This window comes from Chryseobacterium sp. 22543 (assembly GCF_052044565.1).
In the GTDB taxonomy this organism is placed as follows: Bacteria; Bacteroidota; Bacteroidia; order Flavobacteriales; family Weeksellaceae; genus Chryseobacterium.
Window position 1 is genome coordinate 245308 of record NZ_JBQENH010000003.1, and the last position, 22459, is coordinate 267766.

Consider the following 22459-nt stretch of genomic DNA (forward strand, 5'->3'; position numbering starts at 1 on the left):
CGTTTTAAGCCTTAAACTTTAGACCTTAAACTTTGAACCCAAATTAATGGCAAACTTAAAAGAAATACGAGGCAGAATTACGTCAATTTCATCTACGATGCAGATTACCCGTGCTATGAAAATGGTTTCCGCTGCGAAACTTAAAAAAGCACAGGATGCAATTGTAATGCTAAGACCATATTCTGAAAAACTACAGGAACTTATCCAGAATGTAAATTCTAGTTCAGATCCTGATCAGATTTCTGTATATGCTCAGAAAAGAGAGGTTAAAAGAATACTTTTCATCGCTGTTACTTCAAACAGAGGTCTTGCGGGAGCTTTTAACTCTTCAATTGTAAAAGAGCTTAACCTTCAGTTCCAGAACAATTCTCAATATGAGATTGAAGTTCTTCCTGTAGGTAAAAAAGCATTTGATGCTGTAAGAAGAAGCCGTTCAGTATATGCTAATGGAAGTTCTGTTTATGATAATCTGAACTTTGATGCTGTTGCTCATATCACTGAAGGAGTAATGGCAAGCTTCAGAGAAGGTAAATTTGACGAAGTATATGTTATTTATAATAAATTCGTTAATGCAGCAACTCAGGAAGTAACAACAGAACAACTTCTTCCAATCTCAATGCCTGAAAATACAGAATCACAGGTAGAAACAGATTATATCTTTGAACCGAACAGGGCTGAGATTCTGGATAACCTGATTCCTAAGTCTATTAAAACGCAGGTTTTCAAATCAATCCTTGATTCAGTAGCATCTGAGCACGGAGCGAGAATGACAGCAATGCACAAAGCTACAGATAATGCAGAAGCTTTGAGAAATGATCTTAAGATCTTCTACAACAAAGCAAGACAGGCAGCAATTACCAACGAAATCTTGGAAATTGTTTCCGGAGCAGAAGCTTTGAAAAATTCATAAAGAATTATTTTAACATACCATTAAAGCACCGATAAATTCGGTGCTTTTTATTTTTATAAGACTAAAACTACTATTTACCGTTCAAAAACCGTCTTTTTATATAGAAATGAGAGGATGTATTCAATTATTTTTTTAAATAAAAAATAGCGACATCTTATCGCTTCATATTTTCTTTCAAAAAATCCTCAATCAAAATAATCTATCCCGGATTCAGGTTATTTTTATTTTGCATATCTTTGTACCTAATAAAATTTATACAACCTCTAAATGGACTCGGACATAGTCAGGCTTTTGCTGGCCTTATTTCTTGTTTTACTAAATGGCTTCTTCGTAGCCGCAGAATTTTCAATTGTTAAAGTTCGTTATTCACAAATTCAGTTAAAAGCTGCAGAAGGTAATTCTATGGCTAAACAGGCAGAACATATCATCAAGCATCTTGATGAATATCTTTCCGCTACACAATTAGGAATTACATTGGCATCCCTTGCTCTTGGTTGGGTAGGAGAAAGTGCCTTGCATCATATGGTTGAAAATATCTTCGCATCTCTGAGTATTGATCTTACTCAGACAACGATTACTACAATCTCTGTAGTGACCAGTTTTGTGTTGATTACCATTATGCACATTGTATTTGGTGAGCTTATCCCAAAATCAATTGCGATCAGAAAATCTGAAGCCACCACAATGGCAACTGCTGTTCCGCTAAGGGTTTTTTACACAATTTTTAAACCGTTTATCTGGTTGATGAACTCAATGTCAAATGGTTTCCTTAGATTGGTGAAAATTCACCCGGCTTCCGAACAGGAAATTCACTCTACAGAAGAGCTTCAGCTTTTGGTAAAACAAAGTGCTGACAGCGGAGAGATTGAAGAAGAAAACTATGAGATCATCAAAAATGCATTTGACTTTACTGATCATTCTGCTAAACAGATCATGGTTCCAAGACAGAATATTACTTCCATAGATTTTGAAGAAGATGTTACAGATATCATCAATAAGATTATGGACAGCGGGTATTCACGTATTCCAGTATATATTGACTCTATTGATAATATCATCGGAATTTTCTATACAAAAGAAATCATCAGGGAATTTGTTAAAAGAAAAGGAAATCTGGATCATGAAGACCTTAAAGATTTAATGCGGGATGCTTTTTTCGTTGTGGAAAGTAAAAAAGTTTCAGATTTGCTGAAAACGTTCCAGCTTAAAAAACAACATATCGCTGTTGTTATTGACGAATTTGGTGGGACTGAAGGAATTATTACATTAGAAGATATTCTGGAAGAACTGGTAGGGGAAATTCAGGATGAAGAAGACGATGAAGAAAAAATCGTTGATAAAATATCAGATAATACCTATTGGGTACAGGCTACGCAGCCTTTGGACGAAATCAATGAGTTTCTGCCTAAAAGACTTCCGCTTTCAGAAGAAAGTGAGTACAATTCATTAGCCGGATTCATTCTTTATGAGTTGGAAGATATCCCTGAAGAAAACCAGGAATTTGATCTTGAGGACTACCACTTTAAAATTCTGAAAATGAATAATAAAAGTGTAGAACTTGTAGAACTGGTCTATGAGGAACCTAATGCTATAGATCATTTAGCAGATAAAATTGGAGAAGTTTAAAACAGTTAGAATGAATTTTTATAATATCATAAAAGATTATGAAGATCCAAAGCGCCAGTATGAAGAAGATGTCCTCGTTCTGGATGATACGGATGAAGTTTATAAACTGGTACTGCATAATGACGATATTCATACATTTGATTATGTAATAGACTGTCTTATCGAAATATGCAAACATACCTTGGAGCAGGCAGAACAATGTACGATGCTTGTTCACTACAAAGGCAAATGTACCGTAAAAACAGGCTCAATGGATGTTTTGAAGCCTATGCATGAAAAATTAATTTCGCGCGAATTAACAAGCGAAATCGTATAAAATAAAAACCGGCAATAAATTTGCCGGTTTTTTTATTGAATCCGAAGGGGAAAGTTGAGTAATGGCAATAAATGACAAAGAGTAGAAGGCTTCAGGAAAATCTTTTAATCTTTAAATGCTTTAATCTTTTAATTTCTCAATACTCTTACATTGTCATATTTTATCTAAAATAGTATATTTGTACCAACTATAAAGAAACAAAAAAATAATGCTTGTAATAGGAATTGCCGGTGGTACTGGATCCGGCAAAACTACAGTTGTTGACAAGATACTTCAGCAGCTTGATATTGAGGGAATGAATATCCTTTCTCAGGATAATTATTATCACGACAACCAAGGTCTTACATTGACAGAAAGAGAAGCTCTGAATTATGACCATCCCAAGTCGATAGATTTTGAATTATTGATAAAACATGTGAAAGCTTTAAAGAATAATGAGCCTATTGAACAGCCCATTTACAGCTTTGTCACTCATTCCAGAACAGGAGATCATGTCACTGTAGAACCTAAAAACGTATTGGTAGTAGAAGGAATTTTGGTTCTTACCAACAAAGAATTACTGAAAGAATTTGATTTAAAAGTATTTGTTCATGCAGATTCTGACGAAAGGCTGATCAGGAGGATCAGGAGAGATACCCAGGAAAGAGGAAGAGATCTGAGCGAAGTATTACACCGTTATCAGACTACATTGAAACCAATGCACCAGGAATTCATAGAGCCTTCTAAAAATGATGCCGATCTTATTATCCCAAATATGAAGCAGAATTCCGTAGCGATTGATTTTTTAACTACTGTTATTAAAAACTCGTTGAAAAAACATTAAAAAAATGGAAGAAAACAACCTTATCAAAGACATTCAGCCGAAATCTGAAACATTCAAACTTATACAGAAATATGTTTTGAACAAGTATACCATTACGATCTGTCTGTTTTTGGTATGGATGATTTTTTTCGATAAAACCTCATTTCTTGTAATCAATGAACTGAATGGTGAGATCAGGAAATATGAAGAGCAGCTGGACTTCTACAAAAAAGAATACGAAAAAAATGATGCTTTTTATAAAAAACTGATGAACAACAAGTCTGAGAAGGAAAAATACGCAAGAGAAAATTATTTTATGAAAAAGCCGAATGAAGAAATCTTCATTTTGGTGGTAGACAGCACAAAAGTTGCCAAAAAATAATAAAGTTGAATAGAATTAAGTCAATAATGAAATGTATTTTTAGTTTTTAAAAATTCACTATTGACAATTCACAAATAAAAAAACTAATGTCAAATACAGATATATTTTCAAACTGGGAAAGTTTAGTCAAAAAACAACTTAAAACAGAGGATATTTACCCTATTTTAGAAAAACAAAATTTGGAAGGAATAGAGGTGAAGCCTTTTTACACAGAAGTTCAGAAGCCTTTGGTAAATCTGCCTAGAGTTGAAGAAAGTACCCATTTGGTAGCAAAATATCATGAAAGTTTAGAAGAAGAAGTATTTGCATTTATCCTTGATCATAATGTAGAAAATCTTGATCAGAAAACTCTTTTTGTCAACAACAAAGAACTTGCAGGACACATCAGCCCTAAAGAAGAAGATCTGTATTTTTCATTGATTGACATTTTTAATGAAAAAGAAGGAAATATAGACGATCAGCTGGCTAAAGAATTACTGGCCAAAGACTTTAAGAGAAATATCTGTGTTGATATTTCACTGCATCAGAATGCCGGAGCAGCCATTTATCAGCAGCTTGGTATTGCGCTGGCAAAAACTAAGGAACTGGTAGAAGCTTATGGTGCTGAAATTTTGAATAAGCTAATCTTCAGAATAGCAGTAGGAGGAAATTATTTCTTTGAAATGGCAAAACTGAGAGCCTTTAAAATTGTTTTCAACCAGCTTTCTAAGGAATATGGTATGGATGAAATTCCTTACATCTTTGCGGAGACTTCACTGCGAAATAAAGCCGTTTCTGACAATGAAAACAACCTGATCCGCTCTACATTAGAACTTGCTTCCGCAATGATCGGAGGAGCTGACGCTGTTTTTACCAATAATTATCTTGTAAACAGAAGTACAGATAATTCGGAAGAAATTTCTTTCAAACAGCAGATTGTGCTCGCTTACGAAAGTATCATCAATGTATTTGAAGATGCTGTGAACGGAAGTTATTATATTGAAGATATTACGAAGCAGTTTGCAGAGAAATCATGGGCTTTATTTGTTGAAATCGAGGAAGCCGGAGGGTATCTTGAACTGTTGAAACAGGGAGTTGTTCAGAAAAAGATCTATGATCATGCTGTTGAAGAGCAGCAATGGATTGAAGAAGGAAAAATAAAGCTGATAGGGGTAAATTTATACCCTAAATTAGACGTTAAAAAGTCTATCGGAGATCTGTATAACGAAAAGGAGATAAAAGCGGTTCGCTGGGCTGAAATGTTTGAATAATGAAAGAAAAACTGGTAGACTTATTTGAATACACCTATCATTTCAATGTTGAGATGATTAAAGTTATTTCTGAAAACAGAGAACTTGTTGATGATAAAACCATCAGTCTGATTAATCATACTCTTAATGCACAACAGATCTGGAATGCCCGGATTCTGGGAGAAACTACTTTTGAAGTCTGGCAGATCAATCCTTTTGAATCTCTTGAGGAAATTAACCATAGAAATTTTCTTAAAAGCATTGATATTATAAGAAATTTTGATCTGGACAAAAGAGTAGAATATCAGAATTCAAGAGGAACAAAATTTGAAAACAGTATTTTTGAAATGCTTTTTCATGCAGTCAATCACTCTACCTATCACAGAGGACAAATCAATTCTTTGCTTAAGCAGAATGGAATAACTCCGGTATTGACGGATTATATTTTTTACAAAAGATAATTTTAATATAATAATGTTTTGACTCTGCTTAGCATGATATTTCTAATACTTGTTTTTTTGTAGTCGAAGCATTGATAACATATTATCATTTACAATCTGGTAAAATCTGTGGGAAATAAATTAATAAACAAAGAGATTCAAAACTATATCAATGCAAATCTGAATGCAGATTTACATACATTACTGCTGAAAAAATCACCCTTTCCGGAAGTTTCTATGCAGGAAATTGTACAGCAGATCAAAGGAAAACAGGTTGCTGAAAGAAAGTTTCCTTTTCTCTTGAAAGAAGGGATTATTTTTCCGCCACAGCTTAATCTCGAGCAGTCATCATCAGAAAAAACAGCTCTTTATAAATCCAACATCTTGAAAGGGAGTACATTTATTGATCTCACGAGCGGTTTTGGTATTGATGCCTATTATCTGTCTCAAAACTTCGATCATATCACTTTGGTAGAGCAGAATACAGAGCTTTTAGAAATTGTTGAGCATAACTGGAATACTTTAGGACGTCAGGCAAATTTTATCAACAAAAAGCTTGAAGATTTCCTGAACGGGAATCAGGAACATTTTGATGTCATTTATCTTGATCCGGCCAGAAGAGATCAGCAAAAAAACAAGGTTTTTCTTTTAGAAGACCTGTCTCCTGATATTCTCGAAATCCAGGAGAAATTGTTGTCTATTTCCAATCAGGTCGTCATTAAACTCTCTCCACTTATTGATCTTAAGTATCTTGTGTCAATGTTGCCGGGTATTTCAAGGATAGAAATTATTGCCCTGAAAAATGATGTAAAAGAAGTTGTCATTTTTTTATCCAAGGAAAATACGGACGAGATTATCTGCAGCTGTGTGAACCTTGAGAGTGGCGAATCTGCCTTTACTTTCAGATTTGGGGAAGAAGAAAATGCCGAGTCTGAATATTCCGAGCCTGAAAAATACATTTACATTCCCAATAACTCTATTTTGAAAGCAGGAGTTTTTAATTTGATTTCACAGAAATTCGGATTAAAAAAGCTTCATCCTAACAGTCATTTCTATACCTCCAGTGAAAAGAAAGGAGACTTTCCCGGGAGAATTATGGAAGTGGAACTGATTGACTCTAAAAGTATTAAGAAAAAAGAACAGTATAATATCATTTCAAAAAACTATCCTTTAAAACCTGAAGAAATCAAGAAAAAGTATGGTTTGAAAGATGGGGGAGATCATTACCTTATTTTTACACAATCCAAAAAAGGGAAAATAATATTAAAATCAGTATAAAAATGTTGCCGAAAAAAGCAGGATTTCTTACTTTTGGGCAATCAAAAATTTAAACATGAAATCGCCCGCTGTTTGGATAAATCAGAATAGGCTAAAATAGAGCGGTTTCATATGATCTTAAAAAAATAAATTTTACATATGAAAAAATTAGTTATATGTTTAGCAATTGCAACAGTAGCGGTAAGTTGTAAAAAAGTACCAGCTGGTGGAAATAAAGGGACTTTGAAACTGGAAGAAGGAGTAGACAGATATTCTGATGCTGCTCAGGGAGAAGGTCACGGACATGCAGCTGCTGCAGAGCATAAGGAAGAAGTTGCTGTAAAGCCAGAAGCTGCAGCTCCTAAAACAGACAGTACTGCTGCTGCAAAACCTGCTGAAGCTGAAAAGGCTCCAAAAGCTGAACACTAATTGGAAGTACAAAATATACAAATGCCCTGTTTTTGCAGGGCATTTTTTATTAAAAAAGATGGTTATAAGGCTCATTAGCATAAGATTGGTAAAATCCTGTCTTTTTGTTTGTCCCTGCCGGGCATTTTTTTTAATTTTAACAAAATAAATTTTTACAATGCAAGAGACATTAAATTACATTAACGAAAACAAACAGCGTTTCGTGGATGAATTATTTGAGTTATTGAGAATTCCTTCTATTTCTGCAGATCCGGCGTATAAAGATGACGTTTTGAAATGTGCAGATGTAGTGGCAGCGCACCTTAAAAATGCAGGAGCTGATAATGTTGAAGTTTGCCAGACCAAAGGCTATCCAATTGTTTTCGGAGAAAAGATTTTAGATAAAAGTTTACCTACAGTATTGGTATATGGACATTATGATGTTCAGCCGGCAGATCCATTGGAATTATGGACAAAGCCACCTTTTGAGCCTTATATTGAAAAAACTGAACTGCACCCTGAAGGAGCTATTTTTGCAAGAGGTTCTGCGGATGACAAAGGACAGTTTTTCATGCACCTGAAGGCATTCGAAGCAATGATGAAAACGAATGCTCTTCCTTGCAACGTTAAATTTATCTTAGAAGGAGAAGAAGAAGTAGGTTCTGTAAGCTTAGGAGACTGGGTGAATGAAAATAAAGAGAAATTAACTTGCGACTGTATCTTAATTTCTGATACTCATATTTACAGCAACGAACAGCCAACTGTTACAACAGGATTGAGAGGTTTAAGCTATGTAGAAGTAGAAGTGGAGGGTCCAAACAGAGATTTGCACTCAGGTCTTTACGGTGGAGCGGTTCCAAATCCTATTCACGTTCTTTCAAGAATGATCGCTAATCTGATTGATGAAAACGGTCATATTACCATTGACGGGTTCTATGATAACGTAGAAACGGTTTCAGATGCAGACAGAGCTGATATGAACAAATTGAAAGACAATCCTGAAGAATTCAAAAAATCAATCGGATTAAGTAATATAGAAGGAGAAAAAGGATATACAACTTTAGAAAGAACATCTATCCGTCCTACTTTAGACTGCAACGGAATCTGGGGTGGTTATACTGGAGAAGGTGCAAAAACTGTAATTCCTTCTAAAGCTTTTGCTAAAATTTCCATGCGTTTGGTTCCTTACCAGACTCCTCAGGAAATCACGGAAAAATTCACGAAATATTTTGAAAAAATCGCTCCGGATACAGTAAAAATTAAAGTAACTCCTCACCATGGAGGAATGCCTTATGTTTTACCAACCGATACCAAAGAATTTGCGGCTGCAAAACAAGCGATGGAGTCTGCATTCGGAAAAGAAGTTCTTCCCTACAGAGGAGGAGGAAGTATTCCAATTACAGCAATGTTTGAGCAGGTTTTAGGAGCTAAATCTGTATTGATGGGCTTCGGATTGGATTCTGATGCAATCCACTCTCCAAACGAGCACTATGGATTATTTAATTTCTATAAAGGAATTGAAAGTATTCCGTTGTTCTTTGAAAATTATTCAAAGTAATTCAACGAAAATAAGATATAATAAGGTATTTCTGGAAAGAGATACCTTATTTTTTTGCTCTGAATTGAACTGTTTTACCTGTATGGGAAGACGTTTTTAATAGATTTGAAAATTAAATTCACTGAGTATAAAAGCGTTATTTTTTATTTGCAATAAGTTATTTCACCATTCATGGAAAGTTTATATTTTTAATACAAAACTTGATTTCCTATGAAAAAATACTACTCAATTGCAATTTCACTATTGTCAGCATGCGTTTTTGCACAGCAGGCTGTATCCTTTGAATTCAATGAAGGGTTCAACGCTGGAAATATCCATGGCCAGGCGGGATGGATCAGTACTCCTACAGGAGGAGTTCCTGCAAACGTAACCCATCAGACCATCAGCGTAGATAAAGCCAGTGATGGAAGCAGTTCCCTCAAAATTGTCAAAGAAGCAACCTACGGAACCCAATCTGATCCTATTATCGGAGGTTTTTATAACCTACCGGCTCCGCTTGCTTACAACAATTTTTCCGTATCATTTGATATCAATATGTCGCAGCTCAACGGCTCTGATTTTGGTTTTCAGGGAGTAAATAACGTTGATGATCAGTTGGTTGTGAGATTGGATTTTGATAAAACCGGATTGCTCAAAATTCTGAATACCGTATCAGGTACACAGGATTTGATTTCCATATCTTCAGCCTGGCTGCCTAATATCTGGTACAGAGTGAAAGTCGTAGGAACTGCCACAGATGTCAGATATTACGTTAATAATGTTCTTATTTATACAGGTATAGCCGCAAGTTCAATGAATATAGATCAGCTGCGTTTTGTCCATAATAACGCGTCGGGGGCTGCTTATATTGATAATATTAAAATAAATAGTGAACTATTGGTATTGGGGATTAAGGATTCAAAGATTACTGCTAAAGAAGTATCTGTTTACCCTAATCCTGCAACTGATTTTATACAGATTAATTCTCCAGGTACAGTTAAAAGTATTGAGGTCTATGATGAATCAGGAAAGCTGATCAAAACTGAAACAAAGAGTAGCAGAATGGATGTAAAAGGTTTTCCTGCAGGCGTATATATGGTTAATATCAAAACTGAAGGAAGGAATTTTACAGAAAAAGTGATCATCAGATAAATTATTTATTGATTCTGAGAACCTGTGTTCTTTTTAGCGTGCTGTAGGATTTATGGATGATTTTTTGGAAATGACACTTTTATTTAGGTTTAATATCTTTATTTGTTTAGGTTAAAATATATTATGTTAATTTATTTTTATGTTTAAAATATTCGTTGATTTTGCTTTTTTGATTAAAATACCTATATTTGCTCAAAACTAAAAAATATCATGAAGAAACTTTACATTTTCGCAATTTCGTTGATTTCCATAACATCTTTTGCCCAGCAGACTATTTCTTTTGAAGCCAGTGAAGGATTTACAACAGGAAATATTAATGGCCAGCAGGGTTGGATTACTACAAATGATGGAGGTGTACCGCCAATATATTTGACCACTCAATTGGTTTCAGCTGAAATGGCAACTCAAGGTTCAAATAGTCTTAAAATAACACCAGATTTACCTTATGGACCACAGCAAAGCCCTGTAATGGGTGGTTTCTATACCTTTACTACACCATTAACCTATAATAGCTTTACACAATCATTTGATGTAAGACTTACCCAAAAAAGCACATCAAGTTCGGATTTTGTATTCAGAACAGTAAGTACAACTGGAGCAGGAGGGATTGTTACTTATATTGATTTTTCTTACGACGGTGCAATTTTACTAGCTACAGCTGGTTCAGCTAACTTAGTAAATACCAATCAGACCTGGAATGCCAATACTTGGTACAGAGTGAAAATAGTGTCTACTGCTACAGGAATCCAATATTTCCTGAATGATGCGCTGATCTACACAGGACAACCATTCAGTAACAATAATATTAACAGAATGGATTTTGTGCATGATAATTATGGAGGTTCTGCCTATATTGATAATATTAAAATCAATAATGAAGCATCACTATCTACAAAAGATGCCGTTAAAAACGATGTGAAACTATCCATTTATCCAAACCCTGCTACTGAAGTGATAAAAATTACAACTCCTGGCAAGATAAAGCATGTTGAAGTGTATGATATGTCAGGAAAAAGAATAGATGTAACATTGAATGGGGATCAGGTGAATGTAAGCAACCTATCTTCCGGAGCCTATTTACTGAATGTAGAAACGGAAGGAAGAAACTTTACAGAGAAATTTATAAAAAAATAATTCCTGATAAATCTTAGTATCAGTAAAACGCTCCAATTGGAGCGTTTTTGTTATTTTAGAGAATTAAAATTAGGGAATCAATGGCAGAGAATAAAACAGCTTATATAACAGGAGGAACCAAAGGTATTGGTTTCGGAATTGCTAAAATTTTACTTGAAAATGGAATCTCAGTAGCGTTTTCAGGAAGAAAAAAAGAAGATGTCATGAAGGCGGAAGAGGAACTTAAACAATACTCAGAAAATGTTTTGGGAATTGTTTCTGATGTAAGAAGCCTGAAAAGCGAGCAGGAAGCAGTAAAATATACCGTTGAAAAGTTCGGAAGACTGAATTATATCATTGCTAATGCAGGATTGGGGATATTTAAACCCGTAGACGAACTCACAGCAGAAGAATGGAATGATATGATAGAAACCAATCTCACAGGTGTTTTCTATACCTTAAAAGCTTCTGTAGAAGAACTGAAGAAGACAGAAGGTTACTATATTACCATCTCAAGTCTTGCAGGGGCCAACTTCTTTGAAAACGGAACAGGATACAATGCTTCAAAATTCGGAGTGGTAGGTTTTACCCAGGCAGCGATGATTGATTTAAGGAAATATAATATTAAGTCTACGGTTATTATGCCGGGTTCGGTGGCCACTCATTTTAACGGAAATATTCCATCAGAAAAAGACAGTTGGAAGATTCAGCCCGAAGATATGGGGAATCTCATATTGGATATTTTAAAGATGAATCCAAGAGTTTTGCCAAGTAAAATAGAGTTTAGGGCAACAAAACCAGCGAAGTAACTACATCTAATGTATTGAATAATAATTTAATAAGTATTATGCATGCATAATATATTTTTTATTTATATTAGCAAAAATTAATTCAAACAAAATCTCTGCATAAACTGTCATGATTTTATGCGTCAAAGGGAAAAAATAAAATAGTACACATGAAAATATTAGTTTGTATTAGTAGTGTTCCGGATACTACTTCCAAAATTAACTTTACAGCAGATAAATCTGCTTTCGACAAGAACGGAATTCAGTGGGTAATCAATCCGCTAGACGAATTTGCGTTGACAAAAGCGGTTAAACTTCAGGAATCTCAGGGAGCAACAGTAACAGTAATCAACGTAGGAGATGCTGGTACAGAACCTGTGATCAGAAAGGCTTTGGCAATTGGTGCTAATGATGCTGTAAGAGTAAATCTTGATCCTAAAGACAGCTATTCTACAGCAAAAGAAATTGCAGCTGTAGCTCAAAACGGAGGATATGATCTTATCCTTTGCGGAAAAGAATCTATCGACTATAACGGAGGTTCCGTGCCAGGAATGGTGGCTCAGCTATTGAACCAGCCTTTCGTAAACGCTTCAGTAGGATTAGACGTAAACGGAAACGAAGCTACTGCAGTAAGAGAAATTGAAGGAGGAAAAGAAACTATTTCTGTAAAATTACCGGCAATTATTGCAGGTCAGAAAGGATTGGTAGATGAAAAAGACCTTATCATCCCGAATATGAGAGGAATTATGTCTGCAAGAACAAAACCTCTGCAGGTAGTAGAGCCTTCTTCTTCAGAAGTAAAAGTTCAGGGTGTATCTTATGACAGTGTTCCGCCAAGAGCAGCTGTGAAAATGGTTTCTCCTGACAACCTGGATGAATTGGTAAGATTGCTTCACGAAGAAGCTAAAGTAATCTAATAAAGATAACAGGTAAGAGGTGATAGGTAGCAGTTTTTACACATACTTCTCAGACCTAATCCCTATAGCCTAAACCCTACAACCTAAAAAATATAAACAATGGCAGTATTCGTATACGCAGAAAATATAAACGGAGTTTACAAAAAGGCAGCTTTTGAAGCAGTTTCTTACGCTAAAGCTGTTGCTGATAATGCTGGAGAGACCGTTACAGCAATCTCTGTAAACCCAACAGATTCTTCAGATTTATTATACAAATATGGAGCATCAAATGTAATCAATATCAAAGACGAAGGTCTTAAAAACTTCTCAGCAAAAGCATTCGCACAGGCTGTAAGTGAAGTAGCAGACGGAAACATCATCGTTTTCCCTCATACAACTGATGCTTCTTCAATTGCTCCTATGCTTTCTGTAATGAAGAACTATTCTTTAATTACTAACGCTTTAGAAGCTCCTGAAAGCCTTTCTCCTTTCCAGGTTAAGAGAAGAGCATTCTCCGGAAAAGGTTTTATGCATGCAAAAGCTGAAGGAAACGGAGTAATCGTTACGGTTTCTCAAAACGCTTTCGGTGTTAAAGAAAATGCAGTATCAGGTTCAGAAGAAGTGAAAAACTTATCAGTAGCTAATGAAGATACTAAAGTGATTTCTCACGAGCAGAGTTCAGGTAAACTAGACCTTAAAGAAGCTGAAGTTGTTGTTTCTGCTGGTAGAGGGATGAAAGGTCCTGAAAACTGGGGAATGATTGAAGATTTAGCAAACGTGTTAGGAGCAGCTACAGCATGTTCTAAACCGGTTTCTGACATCGGATGGAGACCTCACACAGAGCACGTAGGACAAACAGGTAAGGCAATTTCTCCAAATCTTTACATTGCTGTAGGGATTTCAGGAGCTATTCAGCACCTTGCCGGAGTAAACTCTTCAAAAACTATCGTAGTAATCAACAGCGATCCTGAAGCACCATTCTTCAAGTCTGCTGATTATGGAGTAGTAGGAGATGCTTTCCAGATTATTCCTGCATTAACAGAGAAAATTAAAGCAATAAAAGGATAAGAAAGTGAATAGTCAATTCGCTTTGCTCGTCAATTTTTAATTAAATAATTCACTTGCAAAGCAAAATTCACTATTGACGTTTGACAATCATCAACAATACAGATAAAAGCTCGGCTTTCCGGGCTTTTATTTTTGCGTAAAAAAGTAAAATCACAATAAAAAATTAATCTATATTTGTAGCTATGGATTATAAACAGCTAATTATTCGCGGAATATCGTACAGCCAGACCCAGTCGGGGGCTTACGCATTGTTACTGGAGCATGAAGAAACACACATAAAATTACCTGTTGTTATAGGAAATTTCGAAGCCCAGTCTATCTCTCTCGGATTGGAAAAAGATATCCATCCACCGCGTCCTCTTACTCATGATTTATTCACAAAATTTATAGTCTCTGCCAACTATGAGCTGATCTCTGTTATTATTTATCAGATTGTAGACGGAGTATTCTTTTCAAATATCAACTTTAAAAATAAAGCGAACGACGAAGAATTGATTCTTGATGCCAGAACCTCTGATGCGGTTGCAATGGCGGTAAGATTTGATGCACCTATATTTACAACACAGCAGGTTTTGAATGAAGCAGGGATTTTATTAGAACTGGAAGATGTTGCCAAAGAAGACCAATCTTTCTCAGAAACTGTACAGACGGAAGATAATTTAAAATCTCTTTCTATGGAAGAACTTCAGAAATTACTGGAAGATGCCGTTAAAGAGGAAGATTATGATACTGCTCTTGAAATTCAGGAAGAGATCAAGAGAAGGAAAAAGACAATTGACTAAAGAGATACTTTTTATATAAACTATGAATTTAAAATTACGACTGACCATCCTCAGTTTTCTTCAATTTTTTGTTTGGGGAGCATGGCTGATTACGATGGCAAACTTCTGGTTTGGCACAAAACATTGGGAAGGAACTCAGTTTGGAGCTGTGTTCGGAACCATGGGAATAGCTTCCATCTTTATGCCAACCATTACTGGAATTATCGCTGACCGCTGGATCAATGCGGAACGCATATTTTCAGTACTACACATTCTTTATGGGGTTACTCTTTTCATATTACCTCATTCCACAGATCCAAATTCTTTCTTTTCAGTAATGCTTCTTGCGATGTGTTTTTACATGCCTACGATAGCACTTGCCAACTCAATTTCTTATACGATCCTGAAAAATAACAATCTGGATGTTGTAAAAGACTTCCCGCCGATTCGTGTATGGGGAACTATTGGTTTTATTGTTGCCATGTGGATTACAAATCTTAGCGGAAACAAAGCTACAGAAGGACAGTTTTATATTGGAGGAGCTATCGCAATATTTTTAGGAATTTATGCACTTACCTTACCAAAATGTCCGCCACAAAAGCTGATTGATAAAAATTCGCCGCTATCTGAACAATTAGGATTGAATGCATTCAAACTTTTTGGAAACTATAAAATGGCCTTGTTCTTTTTATTTTCAATGCTTTTGGGAGCTGCACTTCAGCTTACCAATGCATATGGAGATGTTTTCTTAAGTGAATTTGCCCATTTTCCTAAATATGCTGACTCATTTGTAGTACAGAGATCTACCATTATCATGTCAATTTCTCAGGTATCTGAAACCTTGTTTATTTTGGCGATTCCTTTCTTCCTGAAGAAATTCGGAATTAAAAAAGTAATGCTGATGTCTATGCTGGCTTGGGTATTAAGATTCGGATTCTTTGCATATGGCGTTCCGGACGGATTTGGACTTTCTCTGATCATCCTTTCATGTATTGTATATGGAATGGCATTTGATTTCTTTAATATTTCAGGGTCACTTTTCGTAGAAACAACTACAGATAAAAAAATACGTTCTTCAGCTCAGGGGTTATTTATGATGATGACCAACGGTTTCGGAGCTGTTTTTGGAAGTTATATTGCAGGTTGGGCTATTGATAAATTCTTTACCCATAAATTCGCAACCGTTTCAGAATTATCTACTTATCTGGAAACTACACCGGATAATCCTACTTTCCTTGAAATTCTGAAAAATAGTTTCAATGCAGCGGTTAATTCAGACGGAACCCTTTCGTCTGTAGTGATGGTAAAAGACTGGCAGCAGATATGGCTTTCATTTGCTATTTATTCGCTGGTACTGGCTATATTCTTTGCTGTATTGTTTAAACACAAGCACAATCCGGAAGATGTTTCGTCAGTAAAACATTAATTAAAACTAACATTCTTTAGATATTAAATTGCATTTTTGAAAAAAAATGCAATTTTTTTTATTTTCAGGCAACCTTTTGTACAATAAACCGTCTTATAGATAGAAACTGAAACATGAAGAATCTCGAAGAGAATTTTTTATTGGCTAAAAAACAAGACCGGAGAGGGCAGAAAGCTCTTTACGAGATGTTTGCTCCCAAAATGCTGGCCATTGCAAATTCTTATGTCAATAACCTTCATGATGCGGAAGACATCCTCCTGAATGCTTTGATGAAATGCTTTACCAGAATAGATGAATGCAGAGACTGGAAAAGTTTCCCGTTCTGGCTTAGAAAAATTATTGTTAATGATTCTATTACCTTCATCCGGAAGAATAAAAATATTCTCTACGCAGATGTGGAAATTGCCGATGATTATAGTGAAAGCTTTGATGAAGAATATCCGGAAGAAATAAATATTGAAGAAATATTTTCCCAGATGCCAATAGGATATAGATTGATTTTTAATCTCTACGTCTTTGAGGACAAAAAACACAGTGAAATTGCTGAAATTCTTAATATCTCTGAAGGAACAAGCAAAAGCCAGTTGAGCAAAGCAAAAAAATGGCTTGCTGAATTTTTAAAAGCAAAAGAAAATGAAAAAAGAAATACTGAAACAGTTAAAATCTGATTACGAAAAGCTTGAAATAAAGCCTTCTGCAGATCTTTGGGGCAGGATAGAGCAAATAGACCAGAGAGAAGAGAAAAGTGCTGATATAAGCTTTAAAAAGGCTTTTCAGAGGTGGAAATACGCTGCTGTATTAGTTCTGTTGGTTTCTGTAGGAGTATTGCTTTATTTTAATAGAAATCATCCTGCTAATACAGACAATCCAATCGTTCATACAGAACTGCCAAAAAAGGATATAAAGACGCCTTTAACGGGTCAGAAAATAGATGCTGCTCAGAACATCATAACAGAAAACAATACCAGCCAAGAGAAATTAAAAGTAATTCCAGATATTCCTAGAGTGTATCAACAGAAAGAAACTCTGCAGAAAGAAGGATTAAGTATGGGTAAAGAAGAGCAGATTATAGTTGCTGATTATGAGATCAAAGCCCCGGTATTGGATAAAAATATAATTCCTATAGCAGATAAACCTGCTCTTGTAGAGAATAAAAAAACTGAATATATCAATGCTGATGAGCTCCTGCAGGGAAGAGAGTTCCAGAAAAAACGGGAAGAGAACAGAACGGATATCAGAAAATTCGGAGCGCTTGATATGACCAAAATTAAGGTGAAAAGTCCCAATTCTCTTAAGATATTTGGAGTAACTGTCTACACAGACTCACTGGAAAGCAAATAAACAATCATCTTTTGTATTACAGAAACTGCCCCGGAACAGGGACAGCAATCAAATATTGTCTAAAAATTAATAAAATATGAAACCAAAGTTACTATTGATGGCTGCTGTAATAGCTTTTAGCTATGGATTTGGCCAGGAAACTCCGGAGAATAACCTGACTGTCTATTCAAAAAAGATTGACAGCATAGTGATGTCTGAAAAAGGCAAAATGAATGTAGAACTGGATCAGATTGATAAGAGCTTTAAAGAAAAGAAAATTACCCCCGATGAAAAGCAAAAACAACGTACAGTAATTGCTTCAAAATACGAGCAGATTATTAATGAAAAAATAGATTCCCAAAAGCAGGATCTTGAAATGGCAACCAAAGAACTCGTTAAAGACGCTGTTTTTAAATCTGAAGATTCTGTAAAAAATGGAAAAAATCAACTTTGGCTGGGACTCAATGGATTTAATATGAAACTCAACGAGAAGAAAAAGAAGAACAACCCGAAAAATTATCTCGAAACCTTAGAACTTTCCGTGAGTATGGGCGGAGCAGGATTAACTTCAAAGAACAAGCCTTTTGATTTTTACAGTAAGAACTCTGATATAAAAAACAGTGTTATCAACTCCTGGCAGCTGACATTATGGTACGGTAACCAGATCGGAAGTTACACCAGCCCTTTTTTCTATCGTTTCGGATTGGGAGTACGATCAGACCAGCTTACACCCAAATATGGGCAGGCATTCAAACAGGATAAATATAACTTATTCGTTGGTGATTTTGACCGTGGAACCCTTAAAAAAAGTATGCTTTATAATACATATATAACTGTTCCTGCAGATCTGAAATTTGTTTTAAATCCAAAATATAAAGACTATGAAGGTGTTAAATACCTGGATAATAATAAGAATCAGCTGTGCATTATTCTGGGTGTTTATGGGGGCATTAAAATAGGGAGTGTGAATTATTCCAAGTATTCCAATGAATTTTCCGATAGAATTGTTGAAAGAGAAAAAGTAATGCATGGAGTCAACGATATTGTTTTCGGAGGAAAATTGGGAATCAGTTATGCCGGGTTCAATCTGTTTGTGCAGAAAGACTTTACACCCGCTTTCAATGACAATGCTTTGCTGAAGAAAAAATATGGACTTCAGATTGGGATAGAGATCGCAAATGTTAATTTTTAATTTGATAATAAATTACTTATTTATTTGTATAATAAATAATAATATGAAGGCTTTTTTGTCACTAACAAGCGTTCGGGTCGTGAAATCCTATTTTTAAAACACACTATTTAAAAGTGTGTTTTTTTTTGTATTTTGGCACTTTAGTAAATATGAAAAATATTCAGTTATTGGGATTACTGTTAGTCGTAATAGGCAGTTTTTTACCCTTGGTACATGTGCCTGTCATTGGGAACTGGAACTATTGGAAGCTTGATCATTATCTGGCGATCGCATGCTGGATATTGGCTGCATGTGCCGTTTTTGGAATTGTCAATAACAGCGTGAAAATCGTAAGGTTTTTTGGTATTCTGCTTATCCTTTTATTTGCATTTACCTTATTCGCTGTGAAGATGCAGTCTTTGCAATACTTTAGTTTTTTACCATTCAAATCCTGGCAGGAAACTTTTGCCGGAATTGTTAAACTGAAATGGGGCTGGGCTGTAGAATTTTTAGGAGCTTTCCTTTTGGTTTTTGCAGGAGGAAACAAAAAAATAAATAATCGCACACAACTATAAAAATGAACTTCTTAAAAATATTTTCCGCTGGAATTTTGTTGGTGGCAGCCGCACAGGCTAACGCGCAGACAGCAAATCAGAAAAAACCGGATAATCCGGCTAAATGTGCCAATATAAAAGAAGGTAAATTTGTAAGACCCAATTACCCGGAAGGAATATGGCATATGACCATTAAAGATAATGTTCAGACTGAATATTTCAATAATGGAAAAGACTATATCAAATCAACATTGGTTTTTGTGGATGACTGCAATTACAAAGCAATCATTATGGAGAAATCCGATAAAAACAATCCCATACAGATAGGAGATGTCTTCAATAATAAAATTTTAGCAACTCAGGATAACCTTCTGAAAGTTAATACTAAAATTGAAGGATCTCAGTTTGATGTGGTCTATGTAAAAGTAAAATAAATTCAACCTATACAACGGAACTCTTGTTCCGTTTCGTTAAAAATAAAAATTATATACATGAAAGAAGTATTCATCGTTTCCGCAGTAAGAACACCTATGGGGAGTTTTATGGGAAGCTTGTCAACAGTTCCGGCTACAAAACTGGGAGCAGCTGCTGTAAAAGGAGCATTAGATAAAATCGGTTTAGATCCTAATGCTGTTCAGGAAATTTATATGGGGAATGTTCTTCAGGCAGGAGAAGGCCAGGCGCCGGCTCGTCAGGTAGCTTTAGGAGCAGGTCTTTCAATCAATACACCTTCTACTACAGTTAATAAAGTATGTGCTTCAGGAATGAAGGCTGTGACAATGGCTGCTCAGGCGATCAAAGCTGGTGATGCAGAAGTAATTGTTGCAGGAGGTATGGAGAATATGTCTTTAGTTCCTCATTATTACAATGCAAGAGTGGCTACAAAATTAGGCGATATCAAAATGCTTGATGGAATGGTGCTTGACGGTCTTACAGACGTATACAACAAAGTACATATGGGAGTATGTGCAGAAAAATGTGCAGTAGATTATAATATCACAAGAGAAGATCAGGATAACTTCGCTGTAGAATCTTATAAAAGATCTGCTAAAGCTTGGAGCGAAGGGAAGTTCAGTGAAGAAATTGTACCGGTTTCTATTCCTCAGAGAAAAGGAGAGCCTGTAATCTTTGCTGAAGATGAAGAATACAAAGCAGTAAACTTCGACAGAATTTCAACCCTTCCTACCGTATTCAAAAAAGAAGAAGGTACAGTAACTGCAGCTAATGCATCTACTTTGAATGATGGTGCTTCTGCATTGATCCTTGTTTCAAAAGAAAAAATGGAAGAACTGGGATTGAAGCCTCTTGCAAAAATCGTTTCTTATGCTGATGCAGCGCATGAGCCTGAAAACTTTACAACGGCTCCGGCAAAAGCGTTACCTATCGCTCTTAAAAAAGCAGGATTAGAAGTTTCTGATATCGATTTCTTCGAATTCAATGAAGCTTTTTCAGTAGTGGGATTGGCCAACAACAAAATCTTAGGGTTAGATGCTGCTAAAGTAAACGTAAACGGTGGTGCTGTAGCACTGGGACATCCACTGGGAAGTTCTGGTTCAAGAATCATCGTTACTTTGATTAACGTATTGAAGCAAAATAATGCAAAATACGGTGCCGCAGCAATCTGCAACGGTGGTGGAGGTGCTTCCGCTATCGTGATTGAAAATATCTAATATTCTGTTTACGAATACATTACCATTAAGGAATTGATAATTTTTTTAAAAACTTATCCATTTCTTAATGGTTTTTCTATTTTTGTGCTACTAATATATATTTGAAATGTCTGAAACTGAGAATCGACAGCCTAAAAACATAAAGAATAATCCGAAGATTATGAAAGCCTGGGCTGTATATGACTGGGCAAACTCCGTGTATTCCCTGGTTATTACCTCTACTATTTTCCCTATTTATTACTCTATCCTTACCACAGCGTACGAGAAAAAGGAATATATAGCAGAAACCAAAACATGGATTGATGTTCCCGTAAGGCATACGATCAAAATTTTTGGAGAAGGATATCAGCCAGATGCTGTGTATGGATATTCACTTACCATATCATTCTTTATTGTAGTATTATTGTCTCCATTTTTATCTTCATTAGCAGATACTATCGGAAACAAAAAGTCTTTCCTGCAGTTTTTCTGCTATCTGGGAGCAACATCATGTATGGGATTAGCCATGTTTACAGGGATGCACAACGTATTTCTGGGACTTCTCTTCAGTATTACGGCCAGTGTCGGCTTCTGGGGAAGTTTGGTGTTTTACAACTCCTTTCTTCCGGATATTGCCACACCGGACAGGCAGGATGCGCTTTCTGCAAGAGGATATGTCTACGGATATATTGGCTCTGTAGTTTTAGTCGTACTATGCTTAATTCTTATTCAGGTTTTTGCAAAAGGAGCGGCTCAGCAGTTATTATTTACAAGAATCAGTTTCCTGTTAACGGGAGCATGGTGGTTTGGGTTCTCTCAATATACATTCAAACACCTTCCTCAGTTTGGGGATGTGAAAGATAAGCTTCCTAAAGATCTTGTATTACTGAATTATAAGAATATCTTCAAGAAACATGAAGAACAGGGAGGTTTCTTTGAAGTATTTAAAGATAACCTTAGCTTCTATAAAGATATTGCAAAGGAAAGTTTCCATGAACTGTTTAAAGTAGGAGGGGAACTTTTCAAAGACAAAAATCTTAAATTCTTTCTGTCGAGTTTCTTCTTTTACAGTGTAGGAATGCAGACGATTTTCCTTATGGCAACCCTGTTTGGGAAAAGTGAGATCAACCTTGCTCAGGATAAACTGATCGGAACCCTTTTGGTAATCCAGATTGAAGCGATCATTGGAGCTGTTATTTTCTCAAGGTTATCTAAGAAAATCGGGAACAAAAACGTTATTTCAATTGCCATCATCCTATGGATCGTTGCTTGTCTTTGGGCTTATTTCCTGAACAAAGAAAATCCAACAGTAGAATACCAGTTTTATGGGGTAGCTGCAGTGGTAGGATTGGTGATGGGTGGCCTTCAGGCGATGTCCAGATCTACCTATTCAAAGCTGCTTCCTGAAAACTCGATGGAAAACACAACCTACTTCAGTTTCTATGACGTATTGGAGAAAATTGCGATCATCATCGGGACATTCATCTTTGCAACATTAATTGAGCATTTCAATAATATGCGTATCGCAGCATTATCAATGACCATATTCTTTGCGGCAGGATTAGTTTTAATCAGATTCCTGAAGGTCAAAATGAGAACCGACAGAGAAACTTTATAAAAATTAAAAGACGTTATTTTTAACGTCTTTTTTTAT

At 35.7% G+C, this 22459-nt stretch carries 24 protein-coding genes; all 24 read left to right on the plus strand.

Annotated elements, in window-relative coordinates; all coding sequences use genetic code 11:
- Window positions 1-46: 46 nt before the first annotated feature.
- Window positions 47-910 carry an ATP synthase F1 subunit gamma gene (gene atpG, locus ACTJIP_RS11905; RefSeq protein WP_077416955.1) on the plus strand — a complete coding sequence of 288 codons (864 nt, stop codon included), beginning with the start codon at window positions 47-49 and terminating at the stop codon, window positions 908-910.
- 267 nt (window positions 911-1177) lie between these two features.
- The gene (locus ACTJIP_RS11910; RefSeq protein WP_077416958.1) at window positions 1178-2536 is read left to right on the plus strand and encodes a hemolysin family protein; all 1359 of its coding nucleotides are present in this window, start codon (window positions 1178-1180) and stop codon (window positions 2534-2536) included.
- Between the two features lie 10 nt (window positions 2537-2546).
- Window positions 2547-2852, plus strand: coding sequence for an ATP-dependent Clp protease adaptor ClpS (locus tag ACTJIP_RS11915; protein ID WP_077416960.1), 306 nt, complete (start codon window positions 2547-2549; stop codon window positions 2850-2852).
- Between the two features lie 208 nt (window positions 2853-3060).
- Window positions 3061-3675, plus strand: a complete 615-nt coding sequence (gene udk, locus ACTJIP_RS11920; protein WP_045497309.1) for a uridine kinase — start codon at window positions 3061-3063, stop codon at window positions 3673-3675.
- Between the two features lie 4 nt (window positions 3676-3679).
- A complete protein-coding gene (locus ACTJIP_RS11925) occupies window positions 3680-4036 on the plus strand; it encodes an FtsB family cell division protein (protein ID WP_047374422.1) in 357 nt (118 codons plus the stop codon).
- A gap of 86 nt (window positions 4037-4122) precedes the next feature.
- Window positions 4123-5286: a methylmalonyl-CoA mutase family protein gene (locus tag ACTJIP_RS11930; protein ID WP_219072783.1), complete on the plus strand. Its 1164-nt coding sequence runs from the start codon at window positions 4123-4125 to the stop codon at window positions 5284-5286.
- Entirely contained in the window at window positions 5286-5726 is a 441-nt protein-coding gene (locus ACTJIP_RS11935) for a DinB family protein (RefSeq protein WP_077416964.1), read from the plus strand. Before ACTJIP_RS11930 ends, ACTJIP_RS11935 begins: the two co-directional genes overlap by 1 nt.
- A 108-nt stretch (window positions 5727-5834) precedes the next feature.
- Window positions 5835-6983: a class I SAM-dependent methyltransferase gene (locus ACTJIP_RS11940; RefSeq protein WP_428168493.1), complete on the plus strand. Its 1149-nt coding sequence runs from the start codon at window positions 5835-5837 to the stop codon at window positions 6981-6983.
- 138 nt (window positions 6984-7121) lie between these two features.
- On the plus strand, window positions 7122-7391 hold the full coding sequence (locus ACTJIP_RS11945) for a hypothetical protein (RefSeq protein ID WP_077416969.1): 270 nt from the start codon (window positions 7122-7124) through the stop codon (window positions 7389-7391).
- Window positions 7392-7548: 157 nt separating this feature from the next.
- Entirely contained in the window at window positions 7549-8928 is a 1380-nt protein-coding gene (locus tag ACTJIP_RS11950) for a dipeptidase (protein WP_077416971.1), read from the plus strand.
- Window positions 8929-9138: 210 nt separating this feature from the next.
- Window positions 9139-10059 (plus strand): T9SS type A sorting domain-containing protein, encoded by a 921-nt coding sequence (locus tag ACTJIP_RS11955; protein WP_428168492.1) that lies wholly within the window; start codon window positions 9139-9141, stop codon window positions 10057-10059.
- A gap of 210 nt (window positions 10060-10269) precedes the next feature.
- Entirely contained in the window at window positions 10270-11193 is a 924-nt protein-coding gene (locus ACTJIP_RS11960; protein ID WP_440704614.1) for a T9SS type A sorting domain-containing protein, read from the plus strand.
- 80 nt (window positions 11194-11273) lie between these two features.
- Complete coding sequence (locus ACTJIP_RS11965) at window positions 11274-11981, plus strand: SDR family oxidoreductase (RefSeq protein ID WP_440704615.1); 708 nt, start codon at window positions 11274-11276, stop codon at window positions 11979-11981.
- 149 nt (window positions 11982-12130) lie between these two features.
- Window positions 12131-12877: an electron transfer flavoprotein subunit beta/FixA family protein gene (locus tag ACTJIP_RS11970; protein WP_077416979.1), complete on the plus strand. Its 747-nt coding sequence runs from the start codon at window positions 12131-12133 to the stop codon at window positions 12875-12877.
- Between the two features lie 99 nt (window positions 12878-12976).
- On the plus strand, window positions 12977-13924 hold the full coding sequence (locus tag ACTJIP_RS11975; protein ID WP_219072779.1) for an electron transfer flavoprotein subunit alpha/FixB family protein: 948 nt from the start codon (window positions 12977-12979) through the stop codon (window positions 13922-13924).
- A 182-nt stretch (window positions 13925-14106) separates the two neighbouring features.
- Window positions 14107-14706: a bifunctional nuclease family protein gene (locus ACTJIP_RS11980; protein ID WP_047385267.1), complete on the plus strand. Its 600-nt coding sequence runs from the start codon at window positions 14107-14109 to the stop codon at window positions 14704-14706.
- A 22-nt stretch (window positions 14707-14728) separates the two neighbouring features.
- A complete protein-coding gene (locus ACTJIP_RS11985) occupies window positions 14729-16111 on the plus strand; it encodes a nucleoside permease (protein ID WP_180563858.1) in 1383 nt (460 codons plus the stop codon).
- Between the two features lie 113 nt (window positions 16112-16224).
- Entirely contained in the window at window positions 16225-16779 is a 555-nt protein-coding gene (locus ACTJIP_RS11990) for an RNA polymerase sigma factor (RefSeq protein ID WP_077416985.1), read from the plus strand.
- Window positions 16745-17452 carry a hypothetical protein gene (locus ACTJIP_RS11995; protein ID WP_077416986.1) on the plus strand — a complete coding sequence of 236 codons (708 nt, stop codon included), beginning with the start codon at window positions 16745-16747 and terminating at the stop codon, window positions 17450-17452. Before ACTJIP_RS11990 ends, ACTJIP_RS11995 begins: the two co-directional genes overlap by 35 nt.
- 76 nt (window positions 17453-17528) lie before the next feature.
- Entirely contained in the window at window positions 17529-18623 is a 1095-nt protein-coding gene (locus ACTJIP_RS12000) for a hypothetical protein (protein WP_440704616.1), read from the plus strand.
- 149 nt (window positions 18624-18772) lie between these two features.
- Entirely contained in the window at window positions 18773-19177 is a 405-nt protein-coding gene (locus ACTJIP_RS12005; RefSeq protein ID WP_180563856.1) for a hypothetical protein, read from the plus strand.
- A gap of 2 nt (window positions 19178-19179) precedes the next feature.
- Complete coding sequence (locus tag ACTJIP_RS12010; protein ID WP_077416991.1) at window positions 19180-19590, plus strand: hypothetical protein; 411 nt, start codon at window positions 19180-19182, stop codon at window positions 19588-19590.
- Between the two features lie 57 nt (window positions 19591-19647).
- Window positions 19648-20826, plus strand: a complete 1179-nt coding sequence (locus ACTJIP_RS12015; RefSeq protein WP_077416993.1) for an acetyl-CoA C-acyltransferase — start codon at window positions 19648-19650, stop codon at window positions 20824-20826.
- A 106-nt stretch (window positions 20827-20932) separates the two neighbouring features.
- Complete coding sequence (locus ACTJIP_RS12020) at window positions 20933-22423, plus strand: MFS transporter (protein WP_077416995.1); 1491 nt, start codon at window positions 20933-20935, stop codon at window positions 22421-22423.
- Window positions 22424-22459 lie beyond the last annotated feature (36 nt).